This is a genomic window from Acidimicrobiales bacterium, assembly GCA_036270875.1.
In the GTDB taxonomy this organism is placed as follows: Bacteria; Actinomycetota; Acidimicrobiia; order Acidimicrobiales; family AC-9; genus AC-9.
This window is the reverse complement of sequence record DATBBR010000005.1, coordinates 1-21,071: the sequence shown is the minus strand read 5'-3', so window position 1 is coordinate 21,071 and position 21,071 is coordinate 1. Positions and strand designations below refer to the sequence as shown.

At 71.0% G+C, this 21,071-nt stretch carries 21 protein-coding genes and 1 riboswitch; of the genes, 13 read left to right on the top strand and 8 right to left on the bottom strand.

Annotated elements, in window-relative coordinates:
• Both cofH and VH112_00390 read left to right on the top strand, forming a co-directional pair.
• The coding region (gene cofH / locus VH112_00395; protein ID HEX4538676.1) for a 5-amino-6-(D-ribitylamino)uracil--L-tyrosine 4-hydroxyphenyl transferase CofH at positions 1 to 2,098 on the top strand (2,098 nt) is incomplete at its 5' end.
• Positions 2,099 to 2,109: 11 nt separating this feature from the next.
• The gene (locus VH112_00390; GenBank protein HEX4538675.1) at positions 2,110 to 3,147 is read left to right on the top strand and encodes an LOG family protein; all 1,038 of its coding nucleotides are present in this window, start codon (positions 2,110 to 2,112) and stop codon (positions 3,145 to 3,147) included.
• A gap of 8 nt (positions 3,148 to 3,155) precedes the next feature.
• On the opposite strand, the gene VH112_00385 is transcribed toward VH112_00390, so the two are convergent.
• The 5 genes from VH112_00385 to VH112_00365 form a co-directional block, all read right to left on the bottom strand.
• Complete coding sequence (locus tag VH112_00385) at positions 3,156 to 3,356, bottom strand: hypothetical protein (GenBank protein ID HEX4538674.1); 201 nt, start codon at positions 3,354 to 3,356, stop codon at positions 3,156 to 3,158.
• Complete coding sequence (locus VH112_00380) at positions 3,346 to 4,494, bottom strand: (Fe-S)-binding protein (protein ID HEX4538673.1); 1,149 nt, start codon at positions 4,492 to 4,494, stop codon at positions 3,346 to 3,348. The genes VH112_00385 and VH112_00380 overlap by 11 nt, the downstream gene beginning before the upstream one ends.
• Positions 4,491 to 5,432 (bottom strand): FAD-binding protein, encoded by a 942-nt coding sequence (locus VH112_00375; GenBank protein ID HEX4538672.1) that lies wholly within the window; start codon positions 5,430 to 5,432, stop codon positions 4,491 to 4,493. The genes VH112_00380 and VH112_00375 overlap by 4 nt, the downstream gene beginning before the upstream one ends.
• Entirely contained in the window at positions 5,429 to 6,862 is a 1,434-nt protein-coding gene (locus VH112_00370) for an FAD-linked oxidase C-terminal domain-containing protein (GenBank protein HEX4538671.1), read from the bottom strand. Before VH112_00370 ends, VH112_00375 begins: the two co-directional genes overlap by 4 nt.
• 247 nt (positions 6,863 to 7,109) lie before the next feature.
• On the bottom strand, positions 7,110 to 8,750 hold the full coding sequence (locus VH112_00365; GenBank protein ID HEX4538670.1) for a long-chain fatty acid--CoA ligase: 1,641 nt from the start codon (positions 8,748 to 8,750) through the stop codon (positions 7,110 to 7,112).
• A 135-nt stretch (positions 8,751 to 8,885) separates the two neighbouring features.
• Between VH112_00365 and VH112_00360 the strand changes: the two genes are divergently transcribed.
• The gene (locus VH112_00360) at positions 8,886 to 9,296 is read left to right on the top strand and encodes a PPOX class F420-dependent oxidoreductase (GenBank protein ID HEX4538669.1); all 411 of its coding nucleotides are present in this window, start codon (positions 8,886 to 8,888) and stop codon (positions 9,294 to 9,296) included.
• Between the two features lie 39 nt (positions 9,297 to 9,335).
• On the opposite strand, the gene VH112_00355 is transcribed toward VH112_00360, so the two are convergent.
• On the bottom strand, positions 9,336 to 9,653 hold the full coding sequence (locus tag VH112_00355; protein HEX4538668.1) for a WhiB family transcriptional regulator: 318 nt from the start codon (positions 9,651 to 9,653) through the stop codon (positions 9,336 to 9,338).
• A 239-nt stretch (positions 9,654 to 9,892) separates the two neighbouring features.
• On the opposite strand from VH112_00355, the gene VH112_00350 reads away from it, so the two are divergent.
• On the top strand, positions 9,893 to 10,942 hold the full coding sequence (locus tag VH112_00350) for a YihY/virulence factor BrkB family protein (protein ID HEX4538667.1): 1,050 nt from the start codon (positions 9,893 to 9,895) through the stop codon (positions 10,940 to 10,942).
• Complete coding sequence (locus VH112_00345) at positions 10,939 to 11,127, top strand: hypothetical protein (GenBank protein HEX4538666.1); 189 nt, start codon at positions 10,939 to 10,941, stop codon at positions 11,125 to 11,127. The genes VH112_00350 and VH112_00345 overlap by 4 nt, the downstream gene beginning before the upstream one ends.
• A 293-nt stretch (positions 11,128 to 11,420) precedes the next feature.
• Here VH112_00345 and VH112_00340 read toward each other — a convergent pair whose 3' ends face one another.
• Positions 11,421 to 12,278, bottom strand: coding sequence for a SigB/SigF/SigG family RNA polymerase sigma factor (locus VH112_00340; GenBank protein ID HEX4538665.1), 858 nt, complete (start codon positions 12,276 to 12,278; stop codon positions 11,421 to 11,423).
• A 359-nt stretch (positions 12,279 to 12,637) separates the two neighbouring features.
• Between VH112_00340 and VH112_00335 the strand changes: the two genes are divergently transcribed.
• The 8 genes from VH112_00335 (at position 12,638) to thiD (ending at position 19,569) form a co-directional block, all read left to right on the top strand.
• Positions 12,638 to 13,216: a lytic transglycosylase domain-containing protein gene (locus VH112_00335; GenBank protein HEX4538664.1), complete on the top strand. Its 579-nt coding sequence runs from the start codon at positions 12,638 to 12,640 to the stop codon at positions 13,214 to 13,216.
• Complete coding sequence (locus tag VH112_00330; GenBank protein HEX4538663.1) at positions 13,213 to 14,259, top strand: hypothetical protein; 1,047 nt, start codon at positions 13,213 to 13,215, stop codon at positions 14,257 to 14,259. Before VH112_00335 ends, VH112_00330 begins: the two co-directional genes overlap by 4 nt.
• 79 nt (positions 14,260 to 14,338) lie before the next feature.
• Positions 14,339 to 14,815: a DUF4190 domain-containing protein gene (locus tag VH112_00325; protein HEX4538662.1), complete on the top strand. Its 477-nt coding sequence runs from the start codon at positions 14,339 to 14,341 to the stop codon at positions 14,813 to 14,815.
• 195 nt (positions 14,816 to 15,010) lie between these two features.
• Complete coding sequence (locus tag VH112_00320) at positions 15,011 to 16,165, top strand: hypothetical protein (protein ID HEX4538661.1); 1,155 nt, start codon at positions 15,011 to 15,013, stop codon at positions 16,163 to 16,165.
• A gap of 2 nt (positions 16,166 to 16,167) precedes the next feature.
• Positions 16,168 to 16,279, top strand: a riboswitch (TPP riboswitch).
• Between the two features lie 102 nt (positions 16,280 to 16,381).
• Positions 16,382 to 17,614 (top strand): glycine oxidase ThiO, encoded by a 1,233-nt coding sequence (gene thiO / locus VH112_00315; protein ID HEX4538660.1) that lies wholly within the window; start codon positions 16,382 to 16,384, stop codon positions 17,612 to 17,614.
• Positions 17,611 to 17,814, top strand: a complete 204-nt coding sequence (thiS, locus tag VH112_00310) for a sulfur carrier protein ThiS (GenBank protein ID HEX4538659.1) — start codon at positions 17,611 to 17,613, stop codon at positions 17,812 to 17,814. The genes thiO and thiS overlap by 4 nt, the downstream gene beginning before the upstream one ends.
• A 7-nt stretch (positions 17,815 to 17,821) precedes the next feature.
• Positions 17,822 to 18,649, top strand: a complete 828-nt coding sequence (locus VH112_00305) for a thiazole synthase (GenBank protein ID HEX4538658.1) — start codon at positions 17,822 to 17,824, stop codon at positions 18,647 to 18,649.
• Complete coding sequence (thiD, locus tag VH112_00300; GenBank protein HEX4538657.1) at positions 18,646 to 19,569, top strand: bifunctional hydroxymethylpyrimidine kinase/phosphomethylpyrimidine kinase; 924 nt, start codon at positions 18,646 to 18,648, stop codon at positions 19,567 to 19,569. Before VH112_00305 ends, thiD begins: the two co-directional genes overlap by 4 nt.
• Here the strand turns inward: thiD and VH112_00295 are convergent.
• A partial coding sequence (locus VH112_00295) for an AMP-binding protein (GenBank protein HEX4538656.1) occupies positions 19,476 to 21,071 on the bottom strand: 1,596 nt, incomplete at its 5' end. The two genes, thiD and VH112_00295, sit on opposite strands and share 94 nt — an antisense overlap.

Sequence of the window (21,071 nt, the reverse complement as noted above, 5' to 3'; positions counted from 1 at the left end):
GCCGTCGGAGGTGCTCGCAATCGCCAAGGCCGGGGCTGCGGCCGGCTGTCACGAGGCGCTGTTCACCCTCGGTGAGCGCCCCGAGGAGCGGTACCCGGCGGCACGCGAGTGGCTGGATGCGGAGGGGCACGCCTCGACGGTGGACTACCTGGCATCGGTCGCCGCACTCGTCCGGGACGAGACCGGCCTGCTCCCCCACGCCAACGCGGGCGCCCTTCACCCTGAGGAGCTGGCTCGCCTGCGGCCGCTGTCGGCCAGCCAGGGGATGATGATCGAGACCCTGGCGGACCTCGAGTGTCACCGTGGAAGCCCCGACAAGACTCCCGAACGGCGGCTCGCCACGCTGGAGGCCGCCGGCGAGCTGGGCATCCCGTTCACCACCGGCATACTCGTCGGCATCGGTGAGAGTCGCGCGGACCGACTTGTCGCCCTGGAAGCGATCGCCGCGTCGCACGCCCGTCACGGCCACGTCCAGGAGGTGATCGTCCAGAACTTCCTGCCCAAGCCGGGTACGGCCATGCACGCCCACCCGCCGTGCCCGGCCGAGGAGTACCTGTGGTCGGTGGCCGCGGCCAGGCTCGTGCTGCCCGCGGAGATCCACCTCCAGGCGCCCCCCAACCTCTCGGACGACTTCGGTTCGCTCCTCGACGCCGGCATCGACGACTGGGGTGGCGTCTCGCCCGTGACCGCCGACCACGTCAACCCGGAGCGGCCGTGGCCGGCCGTCGAGGCCCTGCGGCGCACCACCGAGTCGCGGGGCTTCGCCCTGGCCGCCCGGCTCACGATCTATCCCGAGTACGCCCTCTCCCCCGAACGCTGGCTCGACGCCGCCATGCGCTTCCCCGTTCTCGACCGCTCGGACGCCGAGGGTCTCGCCCGGGAGGATGACTGGTCGTCGGGGGGCACGGCGGGCCCGCCGCCGCTGCTCGCCGTGGGGTCGCACGACTCGCAGGTGCCAGTCGCCCCCAGTCCTTCCGTCCTGACCAGGGGTGCCCTGGCCGAGGTGCTGACCGGGGTGCAGCTGGGACACGAGGTCGGCGTCGAGGAGATCACCGAGCTCTTCGCAGCCCGCGGGCCGGGACTGGTCGCGGTGGCGGAGGTGGCTGACGGGCTTCGTCAGGCGGCGGTCGGTGACGCCGTCACCTGGGTGACCAACCGCAACATCAACTACACCAACGTGTGCACGTTCAAGTGTCGATTCTGCGCCTTCTCGAAGGGGCCGCTGTCGCTCAACCTCCGAGGTAGCCCGTACCTGCTCGAGCTGGACGAGATCTCTCGACGGGTCGCCGAGGCCGAGGCGCTCGGGGCCACGGAGGTGTGCCTCCAGGGGGGCATTCATCCCAGCTTCGACGGCGACTACTACCTCGAGGTGATCAAGGCGGTGCGGGCCGCCTCTGAGCGGATCCACATCCACGGATTCACCGCCCTCGAGGTCACCGAAGGAGCTCGGCGCCTGGGCGAGCCGCTCGCCGACTACCTGCGGCGGCTGATGGACGCGGGCCTGAAGACGCTGCCGGGCACCGCGGCCGAGATCCTCGATGACGAGGTGCGGGCCGTGCTGTGCCCGGACAAGGTCAACACCGAGGAGTGGCTCGAGGCCCATCGCGTCGCGCACTCGGTAGGGCTCCGCTCGAACATCACGATCATGTTCGGCTCCGTCGAGTCGCCCGTCCACTGGGCCCGACACATCGTGCGCACCCGCGAGCTGCAGAAGGAGACGGGTGGCTTCACCGAGTTCGTCCCCCTGCCGTTCGTCCACATGGCGGCGCCGATCTACCTGCAGCACCGGGCCAGGCCGGGTCCGACCTTCCGCGAGGCCCTGCTGATGCACGCCGTGGCCCGCATCGCCTACCACCCGTGGGTGCCGAACATCCAGGTGAGCTGGGTCAAGATGGGCGCCACCGGGGTGCGCCAGGCCCTCATGGCGGGCGCCAACGACCTCGGTGGGACGCTCATGGACGAGAACATCTCCCGCGCCGCGGGCGCCAGCCACGGCCAGGCCATGGACGAGGAGGGCTTCCGGTCGATCGTCGAACCAATCGGGCGCCGGCTCGAGCAGCGAACCACGTTGTACGAGCGGGTGCCGGCGCCAGCGTAAGCGGAGCCCGAGTGGCCGAGCGCACGAGGCGACGTCGAACCGGCCGTCCCGAGATCGATCGCAACATCGAGGATCTGCTCGACGCGGCCGGGGCCCAGTTCAACCGCGATCAGCTGTTCGAGATACTGGCCACGACCATCCGCATGGCGAGCAACGGGGCCGACCGCCTCGACCTCAAGATCACGAACGCAGCGGTGAGGGAGATGGCCGAGGCCTTCGCCGTCTTCGCTCCCTACCGGTCCATCCCGAAGCTGACCATGTTCGGCTCCGCCCGGACCCGGACCGACGATCCGCTCTACGCCCAGGCCAGGGCGCTGGCGACCAAGCTCGCCCAGGCCGGGTGGATGCTGGTGACGGGCGCGGGCCCAGGGATCATGGCGGCGGGGTTGGAGGGCGCGGGTCCGGACAAGGCGTTCGGCATCAACATCCGGCTCCCGTTCGAGGACGCGCCGAATGCCTTCATCTCTGGCGATCCCAAGCTCGTCGAGATGAAGTACTTCTTCACCCGCAAGCTGATGCTCCTCAAGGAGTCCGACGGCTACGCGGTCCTGCCGGGCGGTTTCGGCACCATGGACGAAGCCTTCGAGCTGCTGACCCTGCTGCAGACCGGGAAAGCGGAGCCCTCGCCGCTGGTGTTCGTGGACGTGCCTGGCGGCAGCTACTGGCGGGCGTGGGAGCAGTTCGTCGCCGACGAGCTGAGGGGCCGCGGGCTGATCTCGCCGGACGATACGGCGTTCTACCGCATCACCGACGACGTCGCCCTCGCCGCGGCGGAGGTCCTCGGCTTCTACCGCCGCTACCACTCGCTGCGGGTCGTGGGGGACCTGACCGTCATCAGGCTGCGCGCCGCTCTCTCGGACGAGAAGCTGGCTGCGCTCAACCGAGAGTTCGCCGACATCTGCACGCGAGGCGACATCCACCGCACCGAGGCCCTGCCCCAGGAGCGCGCCGGACGGGACCACGTCGAGCTACCCCGGATCGCCTTCCACTTCGACCGCGCTCATTACGGCCGGCTGCGACAGCTGATCGACGAACTCAACCGGGACTGAGCGGGCCGTCAGGGCATCTCGTCCCGGCTGCGAAGCAACGAGGCGGCGCGCTCCACCGAGCGACGGGCCTGTGTCAGGCGACGCTCCTCCGCGGGTCGCCCCCGCTCACCGGCCTCGATGGCTTCCCGCAACGCCTCCATCGCCATGTCGGCCAGCTCTTCGGCGATGGCTTCGAGCCGGCCGCGGATGTCGTCGGCTTCAGGCGCCATCGAGCGTCCGGGCGATGATGTCGAGCGGATGACGGACGTCGAGGCCCGCCCCGGCGAGGTGGGCGATGCAGCCGGGGTTGGCGCTGGCGACGACGGGAGCGCCCGTGGCGGCGATGGCGGCCACCTTGCGAGCCCGGATCTCCCCGGCCATGCCGGGGTGGATGCCGGCATAGGCGCCGCCCGCTCCACAGCACAGGCCGTCGTCGCCGACCTCCACCAGGTCCGCGTACGGGGCCAGCACGGTGCGGACGTGGTGATGGGCCCGCTGGACGTGGCGGAGGTGGCACGGGTCCTGGACGGCGACGGGCTCGCCGAGCCGGCGGACGGGCGGTGGCAGGCGGTCCGCCCGTGCCGCCAGCCACTCGTGCACGTCCTGGACCCGGTCAGAGAATCGCCGACCCTCGGCCGTCCCGAGGAGCTCGCCGTAGTCTTTCAGGGCCGCGCCACAGCCGGCCGAGTCGACCACCACGGGGGCGTCACCTGGCATCGACGCCACGACCCGGCGGGCGAGGACCTGGGCTTCGTCCCGGAGCCCGGCGTGCACGTGCAGGGCGCCGCAGCAGTCGGCGCCGGATGCCGGGAGGGCCACGCCGGCGCCGGTGGCCTGCATCACCCGGAGGGCGGCGGCGTGGGTGGGCCGCATCCACGCGTCCATGACGCAGCCGGTGAACAACCAGGCGTCCGTCCCGCTCGATCGCAGCCGTGGCCGCCGCACCGGCAACCGGGGCAGTCCGAACCGCGCCGGTACGAGGCCGAGCCGCTGGACGACCGCGGTCGCGGTCGATGCCGCCAGGAGGAAGCGGTGATGGGCGAGGGCGGCGTAGGCGAGCCGTCTCCATCGCGGCTGGTAAGCGGTCTCTCGGGCCAGCGTCACGCGCGCGCCCTCCATCAGCCGCCCGAAGGGCACCGACGAGGGGCAGGCGACCTCGCAGCCCCGGCACTGGACGCACAGGTCCATGAACTCGGTGAACTCCGGTCGCGGCCGCCCGTCGGTGACGTGCGTGGCCCGCATGGCGGCGATCCGGCCCCGCGGCGAAGCCGACTCCTCCCCCGTGACGCGGTAGGTCGGGCAGTGCGGGAGGCAGAGACCGCACGAGACGCAGGCGGCAAGGTCCTCGTCTTCGATGGCGAGCTTCATGCCACGATCCGCCCGGGGTTCAACCGCCCTGAGGGGTCGAAATTGGCCTTGATGCGACGATGGAGAGTCGCCGTCGCTGGATGCGCCGGACGGGCCAGGGCCGGCGTCGATGCGTGCACGATGCCGACGCCGAACTCGGCGACGAAGCTGCCGGGCTCGAGCCCCATGACGGCCTCCTGTAGGGCCGAAGGGGCCACAGACCAACGGCCACCGTTCGGCAGGGGCGGGGGCGCTCCGACCGGCGCGAACTCGCGTCCGAGCGCCTTGATCTCGGCGTCGACGTCGGCGGCGTGGCCCTCGAGGAGGACCCAGGTGGTGGCGCCGTCCCAGAGGATCGACGAGGGCCGCAGCAGCGCGCGGCGGAGGCGATCGGGGTCGTCGGGCGCGCCGCGGAGCCACACGGCCGCTGGGGGACGCGGTCGGACCCGCAGGACGACCTCGGCGAGCAGCCCGAGGGTCCCGAGCGACCCGACCAGGAGGCGGCAGAGGTCGAACCCGCTCACGTTCTTGACCACCGGCCCGCCCGCTCGGATCAGCTGGCCCCCGGCGGAGACGTAACGGGCCTCGAGCAGCGAGTCACGAACGGGTCCCCAGCCGAGACGGCGAGGTCCGCTGTGCCCCACCGCCAGCACGCCACCCACCGTTGCCCGCTCGGCGTCGGGGGGATCGAGGGCGATCGTCTGCCCGCCCTCCGCCAGGGCGGCGTCGAGCTCGGCCACCGATGTCCCGGCCCGGACCCGCACGATCATCTCCGCCGGCTCGTGCTGGACAACCCCTGCGGGGGCCCGCACCTCTCGCGCCGAGGCGTCGGGATCGCCACCGACGGCCCACTGTGTGCGACCGCCGACCACCACCACCGGGTCGCTGGGGCCGACCTCGGTGGCGAAGTCTCCGAGCGCCCGGTCGGCACCAGGCAACGTCCTGACGGGCTCCGTCATATCCAGGCCCCGGCCGGCACTGACTGAAGGTCGCCGCAGCGGGATCCCGACGGAAGGACCTTGTAGGGGTTGCACGACTGGTCGGGGTCGAAGGCCAGCCGCAGCCGACGCTGGGCGTCGAGATCGGCGTCGGAGAAGATGAGGCCCATGTGCTCGCGCTTCTCGAGACCGATGCCGTGCTCACCCGAGAGCACCCCACCGACGGCGACGCAGGCGGCGATCATCTCGGCACCGGCAGCGAGGACGCGATCCATCACGCCCCGCTCTCTCCGATCGAACAGCAGCAGCGGATGGAGATTGCCGTCACCGGCGTGGAAGACGTTGACCACCAGCAGCTGGTGGCGTTCGGCGATCTCGTAGACCTGTGCCAGCACCTCCACCAGCCGGGTGCGCGGGACCACGGTGTCGTGGAGGTAGTAGTCGGGGGCGATGCGGGCGATGGCACCGAAGGCGGACTTCCGCCCCTTCCACAGCAGGGCCCGCTCGGCTTCGTCCGCAGCCACTCGCACGCCCCGGGCGCCGTTGGCTTCGGCCACGTCGGCGACGACCTGGGCCGCGGCCTCGACCCCTGCGGGTAGGCCGTCCACCTCCACCAGGAGGACCGCGGCGGCGTCACGGGGAAACCCGGCGTGGACGTAGTCCTCGACCGCCGCCGTGATGCGGGAATCCATCATCTCCAGGGCGGCCGGTACGAGGCCGGCGGCGATGATGCCGGTGACGGTCGCCGCCGCCGTCTCGATCGAGGCGAAGTCAACGAGGATGGTGCGTACCGCCGGGGGATCGGGCGACAGGCGCACCGCGATGCGCACGGCGATGCCCATGGTCCCCTCGCTGCCGATGAAGGCGCCCCGGAGGTCGTAGCCCGGGGGCTCCGGGTCGAGGCCGCCGAGGAGCGCCAGGGTCCCGTCGGGCAGCACGACCTCGACGGCCAGCACGTGAGCGCTGGTGACCCCGTAGGCGAGGCAGTGCGGACCGCCCGAGTTGTTGGCGACGTTGCCGCCGACCGAGCACGACTGCTGGCTGGACGGGTCGGGGGCGAAATGCAGTCCCAGGTGGGCCACGTCTCGCGACAGGTCGAGATTGAGCACGCCGGGCTGCACCCACGCCACCCTGGCGCCCTCGTCGATCTCGAGGACGGCGTCCATCTTGGTCGTCACGACCACGACCGGCTCGGCGCCGTCAGCGCCGACGGGAACGGCGCCGCCCGCCAACCCCGTTCCCGACCCCCGGGGCACGACCGACCGGCCGTGTCGCCGGGCGATCGTCACCGCCGCCTGGACTTCGTCGGTGGTGCACGGAAAGCACACCACGCCGGGCTGGCCTTCGAGGAGCGAGGCGTCCCGTCGGTAGAGGGTCAGCTCGAGAGGCCGGCTGCGGACCCTGTCAGGTGCCAGCGCTGCCGACAGCTCGGTGACCAGCCTGTCGCTCACCCCACCAGTTTGCCCGCTCGGCTGCCGGCGGCTTCGCCACTCCGGACCGGCCCCGATCCCCCACCGGCGGTAGGACACCGGCCGTAGGAAAGCCTGCCGCCGCCGAGGCCCTGGGGGAGTTACCCGTGTTTCACCTTACGTCGATAGCTGGCGCGCCGTCGGTGTGCGCGGCGCCCCTTTTCGACCAAAGGTGAAACACAACGAAGTGTCCGCCGCCGCCAGCGGGCCGGCGTCCCGGCGCCCCGGCTCAGTCGGCCGTCGAGCGCTCAGACGTGTCGCCGGCGATCACGACGTCGAGGGTGCCGTCGGCGAACTTCGCCCGCAGCACCTTCTTGTCGAACTTGCCGACGCTGGTCTTGGGCACCTCGTCGACGATTGCCCACCGCTCCGGCAGCCAGAACCGGGCGACCCGGTCGGCGAGGAACCGCCGCAGCTCGACCGGGTCGAGGTCGGCGCCCTCGTTGGCCACCACGCACGCCAGCGGCCGCTCCTCCCAACGGGAGTCCGGCACCCCCACCACCGCGGCCTCGTAGACCGAGGGGTGGGACATGAGCACGGTCTCGAGCTCGACCGACGAGATCCATTCCCCGCCCGACTTGACGACGTCCTTGGTGCGGTCGGTGATCTGCATGAAGCCGCGGTCGTCGAGCGTCCCGACGTCGCCCGTTCGCAGCCAGCCGTCGTGAAACCGCTCGGGCGACGGGTCGCCGTAGTACGACGCCGTGATCCAGGGGCCCCGAACCTCGAACTCCCCCACCGACTTCCCGTCGCGCGGCAGCTCCGCGTCGTTCGGCGCCACGACGCGCAGCTCGACCCCTGGAACCACCCGTCCGGTGCGAGCGAGGTAGTCCACCTCCTCGTTTTCCGCCGCACCCTTCGGCGGGATGGACAGCGCGCACAGCGGGCTGGTCTCGGTCATCCCCCAGCCCTGGACGATTCGAACCCCGTAGCGCTCCCGATACCGCTCGATCAGCGCTCGGGGGACCGCTGACCCGCCAGCGACGATGAGACGCAGCGACGACAGGTCGAGCTCGTGGTCTTGTCCATAGCGGAGGAGGTCGTTCAGGACGGTCGGCACGGCCTCGGACGTGGTGGGCCGCTCCTGGGCGATGATCCTCGCCAGAGGCTCGGCCTGGAGAAAGCGTTGGGGCAGGATGAAGTCGGCGCCCACCAGCCATGCCGCGTAGGGAATCCCCCAGGCATTGGCATGGAACATGGGCACGATCACGAGCACGCGGTCTTGCTCATGGACGGCGAGGCTGGCTGCGGACGTGACGGCGAAGCTGTGCAGGAAGGTGGACCGGTGGCTGTACACGACCCCCTTCGGGTTGCCCGTCGTGCCGCTCGTGTAGCACATGGCGGCGGCGTCGTACTCGTCGAGGTCGGGCCAGTCGAATCCGGGAGCGGAGGCGCCTATCAGCTCCTCGTAGCGAAGGCATTCTCCGAGCGGACTGGCATCACCATCGCCGATCACGACGATGTGCTGCACCGACTTGAGCTCGCCGATCACTCTGGCGAGGAGCGGGACCAGCGACGCGTCGACCAGCACGACCCGGTCCTCGGCGTGGTTGACGACGTAGCTCAGCTGCTCGGGGAACAGCCGGATATTGAGGGTATGAAGGACCGCGCCCATGCTGGGCACCGCGAGGTAGGCCTCGAGGTGCTCCTGATGGTTCCAGCAGAAGGTGCCCACGCGGTCGCCCCGCTCCACGCCCAGGTCACGAAGGGCGGCGGCGAGCCGCTCGGCCCGTTCGGCCACGGTGGCGAAGCTGGAGCGACGGGCGCCGCCGTCCTCGTAGGTGACGACCTCGCTGTCGCCGTAGGTGCGCTGACCGTGGCGAACGATGGCACTGATCGTCAGCGGCCGGTCCTGCATGGTGCTCAACATGCTGGCCCCCCTTCCAATCCTTCGGGCCGGCCTCCAAGGCCGGCCGTGCGGCTCCGCGGCGAATCGTACAGGGCAGCCGCTGACGTACAGGGCAGCCGCTGACGGGAAGGGACGCCTCGGATAGCCTCACCCGCCATGGATGCCGAGGATGCCCGTCGCTTCATTCGTGAGCACCACCGGGCCGTGTTGGCCACCATCCGAAGTGATGGCCGCCCCCAGCTGTCACCGGTGACGACGGCCATCGACAGCCAGGGGAGGGCCGTCGTCAGCACCCGGGCGGGAGCCATGAAGACGGCCAACGTTCGTCGGCAGCGGTGGGCGGCGCTGTGCGTCATGAGCGATCAGTTCTTCGGTCCCTGGGTCCAGGTCGAGGGGCCAACGGACGTGCTCGAGCTCCCCGAGGCGATGGAGGAGCTGGTCGCCTACTACCGCTCCATCAGCGGCGAGCACCCCGACTGGGACGACTACCGCCGGGCAATGGAGCGCGAGCGCCGGCTCCTGTTGCGCATCACCATCGAGCGAGCCGGTCCGAACCGGGCGGGGTGACCGTCGGTCAACCCCAGGGTGCAACCTCCCGGTTGGCGCTCAGCGGGGCGTCGACGCCGGCATGGAGCCGACGAGGGCGGCCACGCGGCCCTTGCGGCGCAGGCGGGCCCGCTCCTTCTCGTCGGTGCCTCCCCAGATTCCGAACTCCTGCCTGGTCTCGAGGGCGAACCGAAGGCACTCGGAGCGCACCTCGCAGGCCTCGCAGACCTGCTTTGCCCGCTCCATCCGTTCGAGGGCGATCCCCGTGGTGCCGCTGGGGAAGAAGAGCTCCGGGGGGCAGAGCCGGCAGGCGGCTCGTGCTCGCCAGCTCGTGTCGGCTTGGAGATCTACAGGGGCGCTCAGCACATCGTCGATCACAGCGGTCCCCGCCTCCTGGAGGTCGATCCCGTTTGCCAGCGTCCTTCGCTACCCGAGCCCAGGGCTGGCGAAACGTCCAACCCACCCAACTGCGCAGCTCGTCGAGCGGCGCCGCCAGCAAACGTTGCCTCGATGGGACGATCGGGTACATATCCTCGAGACGTTCTGGAGCCGGGCCCGGCTGGCGGCGGTCGGGCCCCGTCCGGGGGCCGGCCCAGGACCGGGAATCGAGGAAGCCCATGAATCCCGCCGAGCGGGCGATCCGGAAGGTCGACGCGTTCCAGCAGCGGCGGCCGCCACTTGCCTTCATCTTCGGCGTGGTCAAGAAGGTCGGCGACGACTCCGCCGGGTCCCTCGCCGCCCTGATGGCCTACTACGGGTTCCTGGCCCTCTTTCCCATGTTGCTGGTCCTGGTCACCGTGCTGGGGCTGGTGTTCGCCAACGATCCTGGCTTCCAGCACCGAGTGCTGAGCTCGACGCTGGCGCAGTTCCCGATCGTGGGGGCGCAGCTGACCGGCCCCCACGGCGTCCATTCACTCCGGGCCGGCAGCGTGGCCGGGTTGACGATTGGCCTGATCGTGCTGGTATGGGGCTCCCTCGGCGTCACCACGGCCGCGCAGAACGCCATGGCGGAGGTGTGGAACATCCGCGCCGTCGACCGTCCGGGGTTCGTGCCCCGTCTCGTCCGCAGCCTCTTGTTCGTCGGTGTGCTCGGCCTCGACGCCGTCGTGATCACCGTCGTGGCCGGGTTCGCCTCGTTCGGCGGTCACTCGGTGGGACTGCGGGTGGCTGCTGCCATCGTCGCCGTGGTCGCCGACGTCGGGCTGTACATCGTGGCCTTTCGCATCCTGACCCCACCGGCGATCCCTCGTCGGTGGCCGATCCCGGGGGCGGTGATCGCCGGGGTGGCCTGGGCCATCCTTCAGTACGTCGGCGGCTACCTGGTCGGTCACCAGCTCCGGCACAGTGGTCAGGTGTACGGCTACTTCGCCAGTATCCTGGGGTTGATCGGCTTCCTGTACCTGGCCTGCCAGATCACCTTGTACGCCGCCGAGCTCAACGTCGTACGGGCCAGGCGGCTCTACCCGAGGAGCATCCTCCAGCCACCGCTCACCCCGGCGGACGAGCGGGTCCTGTCTGACATCGCCAAGGTGGGTGAGCGCCGGCCGGAGCAGCGGGTGGCGGTCGAGTTCGATCGCGGCCCCGAGAGCTGGGCCGGTGCGCCGTCGGAGACTGGCGCTGTGTCGAGGCCCTCGACCCGGGTCGGTCCGAGCGGTGGTGGCTCATGAGTCGGCTGCCGTTCTCCAAACCGGTCGTCTGGTACCCGACGCTCGGAATCCTCGCCTTGGAGGAGCTCGTCGAGCTGCCCATCGTGACGGCAGTGGTCCTCGGCCGACTGGCCATGGCGGGACGGGCCAGGCGTCCCGACGAGACGGGCGAGGGCTCCGTCGTCGGGCCCGTGGTCGGCCACTGAGCTCGCTCGACAGGCCCACCCCGCGGGCACCCGGGATTTTTTTCGGCAATCCGCGACTGAGTGGTTTGGACACCCTTGGGCCGGGTAACACACTGCCAGGCCGCAACGCCGGCGGTGTGGGGGAAGATCATGGCGGCGCCCTCCCCCCCTGCCCCATGCTCCCCCATCCGCCGGCGGGCCAATCTCCTCCGATCAGCACCGGCTGCTGGGTTCCGGTTCGGTCGGACCTCCTGCAGCGAGCAGCGCTGCCGCCCACCGGTCCCCCGAGGTCGAGACGCGGCCGGCCGGGTACCTCAGGCGCAGGCCTCCCAGGCCCGCATCCGCTCGAGCCCGCGGGCCAGCAGGCGAGACACCTGCATCTGGCTCACGCCGACTCGCGATCCGATCTCGGCCTGACTCAGGCCCTCCTGGAAGCGCAACAGCACCACGCGTCGCTCCGACATCGGTAGGCGGCTCATCAGGTCGCGCACCAGATCCCTGCGATCGACGATGCCGACACCGGGATCGACCGCCCCGACCCGGGTCTCGAGCGTGCGGGTGGTGTCGTCGTCCAGCGCCTGGCTCAGGGATGCCGTCCGGTACAGGCGGCCGGCCTCCATGGCTTCGATGACGTCGCTCTCACCCACGCCCAGATGGGCTGCCAGCTCGTCGATGGTTGGCGACCTCCCGAGCGCCTGGCTGAGATGGTCGACGGCGTCACGGGTCTCCAGGTAGAGCTCCTGGACCCGACGGGAGACCCGAACGGCCCAACCGCGGTCGCGGAAGTGCTTCTTGAGCGTCCCGATGATCGTGGCCGTGGCGAAGGCGGGAAAGCTGGTGCCGTGGTCGGGGTCGTAGCGCGTGGCGGCCTCGACGAGGCCCATGGATGCGACCTGCACCAGGTCTTCGAGGGACTCACCTCGGTGGGAGAAGCGCCGAGCCAGGTAACGGGCCAGGCCCAGGTGATCCTCTACCAGTCGGCTGTCGACCGCGTCGGCCTGCGCGTCCGACGTATACGGCGCAGAGCTACTGACGGGCTCGCTGGACGCCGAGACCGCGACCGACCGACGGGAACGCCGGTTGCCGTCACCCAGAGGCGCACCCGGCCGGGACAAGCGACGTACGTGCTCGGGAGACTTGGCAGGCCATGTCCGCTCATCGTGGCCTGCCATCTGGCACTCCCGCCCAATTGCCATCCAGCCCTCCCCCAAGAGACGCCGCGTGCTCCGTAGTGTGCTCTGAACCGTCCCGACGAGGGCCTCGGCCCATTGTATGGGGCGTCGGTGCATCCGGCGATGTTCATTGATGTGGTGGTCATTTGGATTCGCCTCATACCGCCCCGAGCCTGCCTGCCGGCACGAAATCGCCGCCTCGTTCCCCTGGTCGGGGGAAGAGGGTCCCACCGTCGGCGGACCGGCCGCGATCGAGCCCGCAGCCATCGCACGAGGCCCGGGCGTGCCGAGCACTCAGAGTGAATAGAATACTATGAAAGTGGTTATAGCGAAACGGTGCTCAGCCGGGACCCTCGTCGATGAGACGGGCGGCGCTGCTCCTCGCCGGCTTGCTGGTGACCGCCGTCTTCGGCGCTGCAGTCCTGGCCGGGGCGGTGGCGGGTACGGCGATCCCCGGAGGCGACGTGTCGGCCGGCCAGACATCGGGAGGTCCGGCGTCCGGCGGCCCACCGTCGGGCCGGGCGGTGGCGTCCATCCCGCCCACATATCTCGCGCTGTACCAGCAGGCCGCCATGATGTGTCCCGGGTTGCCGTGGTCGGTGCTCGCAGCCATCGGAACGGTGGAGAGCGACAACGGCCAATCTGTCGCCGCCGGTGTGCGCAGTGGTGCCAACTTCGCCGGCGCCGAAGGGCCGATGCAGTTCGAGCCCACTACCTTCTCCTCGGTCGCCGTGGTCGGACCAGGGGGCGCCGATCCACCGAGCCCCTACGACCCCGTGGACGCGGTGTACTCGGCCGCCCGTCTGCTCTGCACCGACGGCGGGGGTGATCAGGCGACGATCGCCCGGGCGGTCTACGCGTACAACCACTCCTCCGACTACGTCGACCAGGTGCTCGCGCTGGCGGCCTCCTACGGCGCGTCGAGCGGGGCGGGGTGACGACAGTCACCGGCGGCCTGCTCCCGCACTACCATCCGTGGCCCTGGGGACGAGCGATCTCGGGGGTGCGCATGGGACAGGTCAACACGGCACGGGGACCGATCGACGGTGCTGCTCTCGGCACGACCCTGATGCACGAGCACGTCTTCATCCTGAGCCCCGATGTCCAGCAGAACTATCCACTCGGGTGGGAGGACGACCGACGGATCGACGACGCCGTGACCCGGCTGAACGAGCTGAAGTCGCGCGGCGTCGACTCGATCGTCGATCTCACCGTCCTCGGCCTCGGTCGCTACGTGCCTCGTATCGCCGCTATCGCCGCCCGTACCGAGCTCCAGATCGTGGTGGCGACGGGCCTGTACACCTACAACGACGTTCCGCTCTATTTCAGCTACCGAGGCCCTGGGACCCCGCTCGACGGCCCGGAGCCGATGATCGACATGTTCGTGCGGGACCTCCAGGTCGGCATCGCCGACACCGGCGTGAAGGCGGGCATCCTCAAGTGCGCCACGGACGAGGCCGGGGTCACCCCCGGCGTGGAGCGGGTCCTGCTGGCCGTCGCCCAGGCGCATCGGCAGACCGGCGCCCCGATCTCGACCCACACCCACGCGGCGACGCGCCAGGGCCTCGAGCAGCAACGCATCTTCGCCAAGGAGGGAGTGGACCTCGAGCGCGTGGTGATCGGCCACAGCGGCGACAGCACTGATATCGCCTACCTCGAGGAGCTCGTCGGCAACGGCTCGTACATCGGGATGGACCGATTCGGGATCGACGCCATCCTCTCGTTCGAGGAGCGTGTCGAGACGGTCGCCACGATGTGCGACCGGGGACATGCTGATCGCATGGTGCTGTCGCACGACGCCGCCTGCCACAACGACTGGTTCGACGACGAGGTGGTCGCTGTCATCCAGCCCAACTGGCGATACACCCACATCTCCGACGACGTCATCCCCGCGCTTCGCGCCCGAGGGGTCACCGACGACCACCTTCGGCAGATGCTCGTCGAGAACCCGATGAAGATCCTGGGCTCCCGGGCCGGCTGACTTCGGGACCCGCGATGACCACGGCGCGCCTCGACCCCGTTTGTTACCGTCATGTGGAGGGAAACGGGGAGACGCCGCCATGAGCGACACGGCGCAGGGGTCCGGATGGTGGCAGGCGTCCGATGGACGGTGGTACCCGCCTGATGCCAGGCCGGGCGTCCCGCCCCCGCCCGAGGCTGCCAGCGCGGGCTGGTCCAGCCCGCCCGGCGGATCCAGCCCGGGATGGGAGACTCCCCAGGCGCCGGGCTCGTACAACCCCGGCGCCTGGGCGCAGCAATCGGGGGCGACCCCCTACCGGGCTGCGACCAACGGGCTCGCGATTGCGGCCCTCGTCCTGGGCATCATCGGGATACCGGGGGTCTTCGCGCTCTTCAACGTCTTCGCCATCTTGGCCTTGATCTTCGGCCTCGTCTCCCGCTCGCAGATCCAGAGGTCAGGTGGCACCCAGGGCGGCGCCGGGATGGCGATGGCCGGCATCGTGCTCGGCACGATCGGGATTGCCCTTGACGTGATCTGGATCATCGTGGCCGTCACGAGCAGCGTCTACAGCAGCTGATCGCCGAGGCTAGGCGCCGGGCGCGACCGCTCGTCGCCGCGTATCCCCCACAGGGGTGGGAGCGCCCGACGGCGAACTCTTAGACGAATCGGTGTTCGCAGACGCGTCGAGGCCGGGATTGGGGGGTCGGACGCCTTGGCCACTCACGCGCGGAGGAGCGCACGCTCCTGGTCGAAGGGTATGCCCGGGAGGGCGATGGGTCTCCGGGCGACGACGGGCCGCGTCCTCGCCGTCGCGTTGCTTGCCGTCGCTCTCGCCGTCAGCGCGGGCCTCGACGCGGTGGCGAAGTCGGGGCCGGCGACCGTCAGGCACCAGTCGGCGGCCAATGGAGTGGCGGTGGCCGGTCGGTCACCAGCGCGCGCGGGACCGATCGTTCCCGTCCACGGCGCCACCAGCCCGGCGACGAGCGCCCCTGGGCCCCCGGCGCCGGCAATCCCGGCGGGTCCCGTCGCGCTGGCGGGGTGCCCGCCGCCACCGTCGCCGCCGGGGAGGCCCGCGCCGGGGCCACCCTGGCATCCACCGGTCCTGGTCCCCGAGCCCGCGCTGCCCGCTCCCCCGCCACCGGCTCCCCGCCTCCCCTCTCCCGCTGCCCTGTCGGGCAAGGGCTTGTGGATCTGGCAGCTTCCGGCAACCGAGCACGGTGACGTCGCTGCCATCGTCTCCAAGGCGACCCAGGCTGGCCTTCACCAGCTGTGGGTTCGGGTGGCCGACTCGCGCGATGGCTTCTACGCCCCGTCGCAGCTGGCTGCCTTGGTGCCTGCGGCCCACCGCGCCGGGTTGGCCGTGATCGGGTGGGGTTTTCCGTATCTGTACGACCCCGTTGCGGACGCCGTCTGGACCCAGCAGGCCCTCGGCTGGCGCGGGCCGGATGGTGGACGCCTGGACGGCTTCGCCGCCGACATCGAGACCCCGAGCGAGGGCACGGCGCTCTCGGCCCGGCGGGCGGTCACGTACCTGGGCTTCGCCCGACCGGCCGCCCAGGGGCGCCCCCTCGTGGCCACCGTGTTCCCCCCGACCAACCACAATCTGTCGACCATGCCCTACGCCGCGATGGCACCCTACGTCGACGCCTTCGCACCCATGATGTACTGGGGCTGCACGGACCCGGGAGCGTACGCCCAGCTGGCGTTGGCCAACCTCGGCACCTTGGCGCCGGTGCACCTCATCGGACAGGCCTACAACATGGCGGACGAGGGGGGCCGGCCGGCGTCGCCGAGCTCGGCCGAGATCCTCCGGTTCCTCGCCGTCGCCCGCTCGGGCGGAGCGGTCGGGGCCTCGCTCTGGAGCTGGCAGGAGATGACGGGCGAGGAGTATGGAGCGCTGGCCTCGTTTCCCTGGGCCGGCGGCTAACGTGGAGCTCGCACGGGAGCCTGGTGTGACCAGGCTGAGAGGGTGAGCTGACAGCTCCCGACCGTCGGACCTGATCCGGGTAATACCGGCGCAGGGAGTGTTGATGGGGCCCTCTCTCGCCCGACGACGAAGGACGGGAGTGCACATGCGAGCAGCCCCACGGGCCAGCGCCAGCTGGGCGGGCGTGCGGGTGATACCCATCGCAGGAGGTCGGCCGTGATCGGCTCGGACCCGGACGCTTCCGGAGCGGAGCGCCCCGACGTCGTCGTCGTCGGCGGCGGGTGCATCGGCTTGGCCACGGCCTGGCGGGCGGCCGGCGAAGGCCTGCGGGTGACAGTGGTCGACCCACATCCCGGCACCCGCGCGTCGTGGGCGGCGGCGGGAATGCTGGCTCCGGTGACCGAGGTTCACTACGGCGAGGAAGCCCTCTTGCGGCTCAACCTGGCCTCAGCGGAGCGCTATCCGGCGTTCGTCGACGAGCTGGAGCGGGAAGCCGACGCTGCCGTCGGGTACCGCCGCTGCGGCACCTTGTTCGCCGCCGCCGACGGCGGCGATCGGGTGGTCCTGGAGGAGCTGCACCAGTTCCAGCGGTCCCTCGGTCTCGAGGCGCAGCTCCTGTCCGGGCGCCAGTGCCGATCGCTCGAGCCGATGCTCGCTCCCGGGATCAGGGGCGGCATCCTCGCTCCGGAGGACCACCAGGTCGACAACAGGCGGCTCATCCCCGCGTTGCGTACCGCGGCGGTTCGTCGGGGGGTGGCCATCCGACACTGCGCGGTGGCCGAGGTGGTCGTGGCGGACGACCGGGCGGCCGGCGTCCGGCTCGAGAGCGGCGAGCTCGTCCTGGCCGACGCAGTCGTGCTGGCGGCCGGCTGCTGGTCGAGCTCGATACCGGGCCTGCCGCCGGGGGTCGTCCCCTCGGTGCGCCCTGTCAAAGGCCAGCTCCTCCACCTGCGCGGGCCGGCCGGGTCCCCGTTTCTGACCCGCAACCTCCGCGGCGTCGCCCAGGGTTCCCACGTGTACCTGGTGCCTCGGGAGGACGGGCGGCTCGTGGTGGGAGCCACGGTCGAGGAGCGGGGGTTCGACACGACCGTCACCGCCGAGGCGGCGTACACGCTCCTGCGCGACGCCCACCAGCTGCTGCCTGGGGTGCTCGACCTCGAGCTCGCCGAGACCCACGCCGGCCTCCGACCAGGGTCGCCCGACAACGCTCCGCTGGTCGGCCCCTCCGCGCTGCCCGGTCTGACCATGGCCACCGGCCATTACCGCAATGGCGTCCTCCTCACGCCGGTGACCGCCGACGCCGTGGCGACCTATCTGACGACGGGACGGCTCCTGGACCACGTCCGGCCGTTCTCGCCCACCCGATTCGCCAGCGCCGGCCCGGGAGGCCGGCGTGACGATATGGCCGGCCCGGGAGGCCGGCGTGACGCCACGGAGCCCGTTCGGTGATCGACGTGACGCTCAACGGAGAGCAGCAACGGCTCGACGACGGCACGACCGTCGACCAGGTGGTGGCCTGGCTGGATCGCGGCCCGGCGGGTGTCGCCGTGGCGATCAACGGCGACGTGGTGCCGCGGAGCCGATGGGCAGCCACGGCGCTGTGCGCCGACGACCGCGTCGAGGTGCTCGCCGCGGCCCAAGGAGGGTGATCTGACTGTGACAGCCGATCTGACCGGGACCCGCGATCAGAAGGCGTCGATGGCCGAGGACCCGCTGGTGATCGCGGGCGAGGTCTTCCGGTCCCGCATGATCATGGGGACCGGCGGCGTCCCCAGCCTCGAGGCCCTCGAGCTGGCCATCGCCGCGTCGGGCGTGGACATGGCGACGGTCGCCATGCGGCGCGTCGACCCCACGACGAAGGGCTCGGTGCTCGACGTGCTGCGGGGCCTGGGGATCCGGGTCCTGCCCAACACGGCCGGGTGCTACACGGCGGGTGAGGCTGTTGTCACCGCACGGTTGGGGCGCGAGGCCCTAAACACCGACTGGGTGAAGCTGGAGGTGATCGGCGACGAGCGGACGCTGCTTCCCGACGCCGTCGAGCTCCTCGATGCGGCCGAGCGGCTGGTCGACGAGGGCTTCGTGGTGTTGCCGTACACGAACGACGATCCGGTGCTGGCCCGCCGCCTGGAGCAGGTCGGTTGCGCGGCGGTGATGCCGTTGGGCTCACCGATCGGCAGCGGCCTGGGGATCCGGAACCGCCACAACATCGGCCTCATCGTCGAGGCCGCCTCGGTGCCGGTCGTCCTCGACGCCGGTCTGGGAACGGCGTCGGACGCGGCCGTCGCCATGGAGCTCGGCTGCGATGCCGTGTTGTTGGCGTCGGCGGTCACCAGAGCGCAGGCACCGGCGGGCATGGCCGCGGCCATGGCGAAGGCTGTCGAGGCCGGCCGGCTGGCATGGCGATCGGGTCGCATCCCTCAGCGCTTCCACGCCGAGGCATCGACGTCGTTCGAGGGGATGGCCGACCTCGACGAGCGCTGGTGAGCAGCATCACTCCGCCCGTCGCGCTCACGATCGCCGGCTCCGACTCTGGTGGAGGGGCGGGCGTCCAGGCCGACCTGAAGACGTTCGCCGCTCTCGGCGTGCACGGCACCAGCGCCATCACCGCGGTCACCGCCCAGAACACCGTGGGAGTGCAGAGCGTGCACCTCGTGCCCGCGAAGCATGTCGATGCCCAGATCATGTCGGTCGTGAGCGATCTCCGACCGGCTGCGGTCAAGACCGGCATGCTGGCGACGGCCGCCACCATCGCCGCCGTCGCCGGTCGGGCCGACCGCGGAGAGCTCCCCAACCTCGTGGTGGACCCGGTCATGGTCGCCACGACCGGTCGACGCCTGCTCGAGGGGGACGCCGAGCGGGCCTACGTCGAGCTGCTCCTTCCTCACGCCCTGGTCGCCATGCCCAACCTGCGCGAGGCATCGGTGCTCGTCCAGCGAGACCTGGCGTCGGTCGACGACATGACGGCTGCTGCCCGCCAGCTGGCGGAGACCGGCGCCCGCTTTGTCGTGATCAAGGGCGGTCACCTGCCCGGCCCGGCGGCGGTCGACGTCGTCTGGGACGGGACGGACGCGAGGATCCTGTCGGTGCCCCGGATCTCCACCGCCAACGTCCACGGCACGGGCTGCACCCTGTCGGCCGCAGTGGCCGCCAACCTTGCTCTAGGGGCCACTCCCGCCGACGCCATCGAGCTCGCCAAGGCCTTCCTCACCCGGGCCCTCCGCGGGGCAGCGGGCTGGACGCTCGGATCGGGCCAGGGACCGGTCGACGCGCTGGGCTGGGGCGAGGCGGCCGGCCGCCGGGCCGAGGGCCCTCAGCGGGCCGGCTCGCTGGAGGCCGGCTCGCTGGAGGGTGGCGTCCCCGAGGATGGCGCCGACGCCCGGGCCAGCTTCGACAGGCCGGGGTAGTCGAGCTTGCCCGCAGGGCTCCGACCAAGGCTCTCGACCGCGACATACGACCTGGGCACCTTGAAGCCGGCGAGCCGGGATCGCACTCGTCGGGTGAGCGCCTCCTCGTCGACCGCCCTCGCCGCGGCAGGCTCGATCAGGGCGCAGATCGCCTCACCGAAGCGCTCGTCAGGCACGGCTACGCAGGCCGCGTCGGCCACGGCAGGGTCCTCCTTGAGGACCTCCTCGACCTCCTCCGGGTAGACCTTCTCGCCGCCGGTGTTGATGCAGACCGAGCCACGACCCAGGAGATGCAGGGTGCGATCCGCGTTGACCTGGGCGTAGTCACCCGGGATCGAGTAGCGGACGCCGTCGACGGTACGGAAGTTGCGGGCGGTCTTGGCCTCGTCCTTGTAATAGCCGAGCGGGATGAAGCCGTTGATGGCCACCATGCCGATGTCGTCCGAGCCGGGGGCCACCTCGCGGCCGTCATCGGTGAACACGTGCACGCGATCGCCGAGCTGGAACTGGGCGGTGTCGGTGGCGCTCTCGCCAGCCGAGATGCTGGCCGCCAGGCCCACCGCCTCGGACGAGCCCAGTGAGTCGAACAGGATCACCTGGGGGATGCGCTCGAGCAGCGCCGCCTTGGTCTCCTGGCTCCACATGACGCCAGAGGAGCTCATCAGCATGAGGCTCGATGTGTCATAGCCGCCGGGATGGGCCTGGAGCTGGGCCAGCATGGGCCGGGCGAACGCGTCGCCGACGATGGCGATGCCGTTGACCCGGTAGCGCTCGACCGCCCGCCACAGCTCGGCCGCATCGAAGCGCCGGCCCTCGAGCGTCACGATGCAGCCTCCCCCGTTGAGCGTCACGAAGGCGACGAACTGGCCGGTGCCGTGCATGAGCGGACAGGCCGGCAGCGTGACGAAGCCCGGTCCGTTGATCCGGGATGCGTAGTCGTCGAGGTCGGTGGCCGGCGCCTGGCCCAGCACCGGGTTTCCGCCACCGCCGAGCACGTTGAACAGGTCGTCCTGGCGCCACATGACGCCCTTGGGCATCCCCGTGGTACCCCCCGTATACAGCAGGAGGAGGTCGTCGCCCGAACGGCCCCAGGGGCCGTGTACCGGGTCGGGCCGACCGGCACGGACCACCGCCTCGTACGGAGTGGACCACTCCGGGACGGTGCCCCCGTCGTCGACCGCATACCACCGACGGATGCGGGGCAGCCGGCTGCGCACCTTGTCGAGCAGCTCGGTGAACGACGTGTGGAAGACCACGGCCTCGGTGTCCGAGTTGTCGAAGAGGTAGGCGATCTCTTCGGGGCCGTAGCGGTAGTTGGTGTTCACCGGGACGAGGCCGGCCTTGAAGGCCGCGAAATAGCTCTCCAGGTACTCGGGGGCGTTGTACAGATACGCCGCTACCTTGGCCTGGCGCCCGAGGCCCGCGTCGAGGAGGTCGCGGGCCAGACCGTTTGCCCGGCGGTCCACGTCGGCCCAGCTCAGCGCTCGCTCGCCCTGGACCTG

Excerpts from the sequence above, each read along its gene's own strand:
- VH112_00335 (HEX4538664.1), top strand. The coding sequence starts at position 12,638 with ATGAGACGGGCGGCGCTGCTCCTCGCCGGCTTGCTGGTGACCGCCGTC.
- VH112_00360 (HEX4538669.1), top strand. The coding sequence starts at position 8,886 with ATGGATGCCGAGGATGCCCGTCGCTTCATTCGTGAGCACCACCGGGCC.
- VH112_00345 (HEX4538666.1), top strand. The coding sequence starts at position 10,939 with ATGAGTCGGCTGCCGTTCTCCAAACCGGTCGTCTGGTACCCGACGCTC.
- VH112_00380 (HEX4538673.1), bottom strand. The coding sequence starts at position 4,494 with ATGAAGCTCGCCATCGAAGACGAGGACCTTGCCGCCTGCGTCTCGTGC.
- VH112_00320 (HEX4538661.1), top strand. The coding sequence starts at position 15,011 with ATGGGTCTCCGGGCGACGACGGGCCGCGTCCTCGCCGTCGCGTTGCTT.
- VH112_00340 (HEX4538665.1), bottom strand. The coding sequence starts at position 12,278 with ATGGCAGGCCACGATGAGCGGACATGGCCTGCCAAGTCTCCCGAGCAC.
- VH112_00375 (HEX4538672.1), bottom strand. The coding sequence starts at position 5,432 with ATGACGGAGCCCGTCAGGACGTTGCCTGGTGCCGACCGGGCGCTCGGA.
- VH112_00365 (HEX4538670.1), bottom strand. The coding sequence starts at position 8,750 with ATGTTGAGCACCATGCAGGACCGGCCGCTGACGATCAGTGCCATCGTT.
- VH112_00350 (HEX4538667.1), top strand. The coding sequence starts at position 9,893 with ATGAATCCCGCCGAGCGGGCGATCCGGAAGGTCGACGCGTTCCAGCAG.
- VH112_00385 (HEX4538674.1), bottom strand. The coding sequence starts at position 3,356 with ATGGCGCCTGAAGCCGACGACATCCGCGGCCGGCTCGAAGCCATCGCC.
- VH112_00325 (HEX4538662.1), top strand. The coding sequence starts at position 14,339 with ATGAGCGACACGGCGCAGGGGTCCGGATGGTGGCAGGCGTCCGATGGA.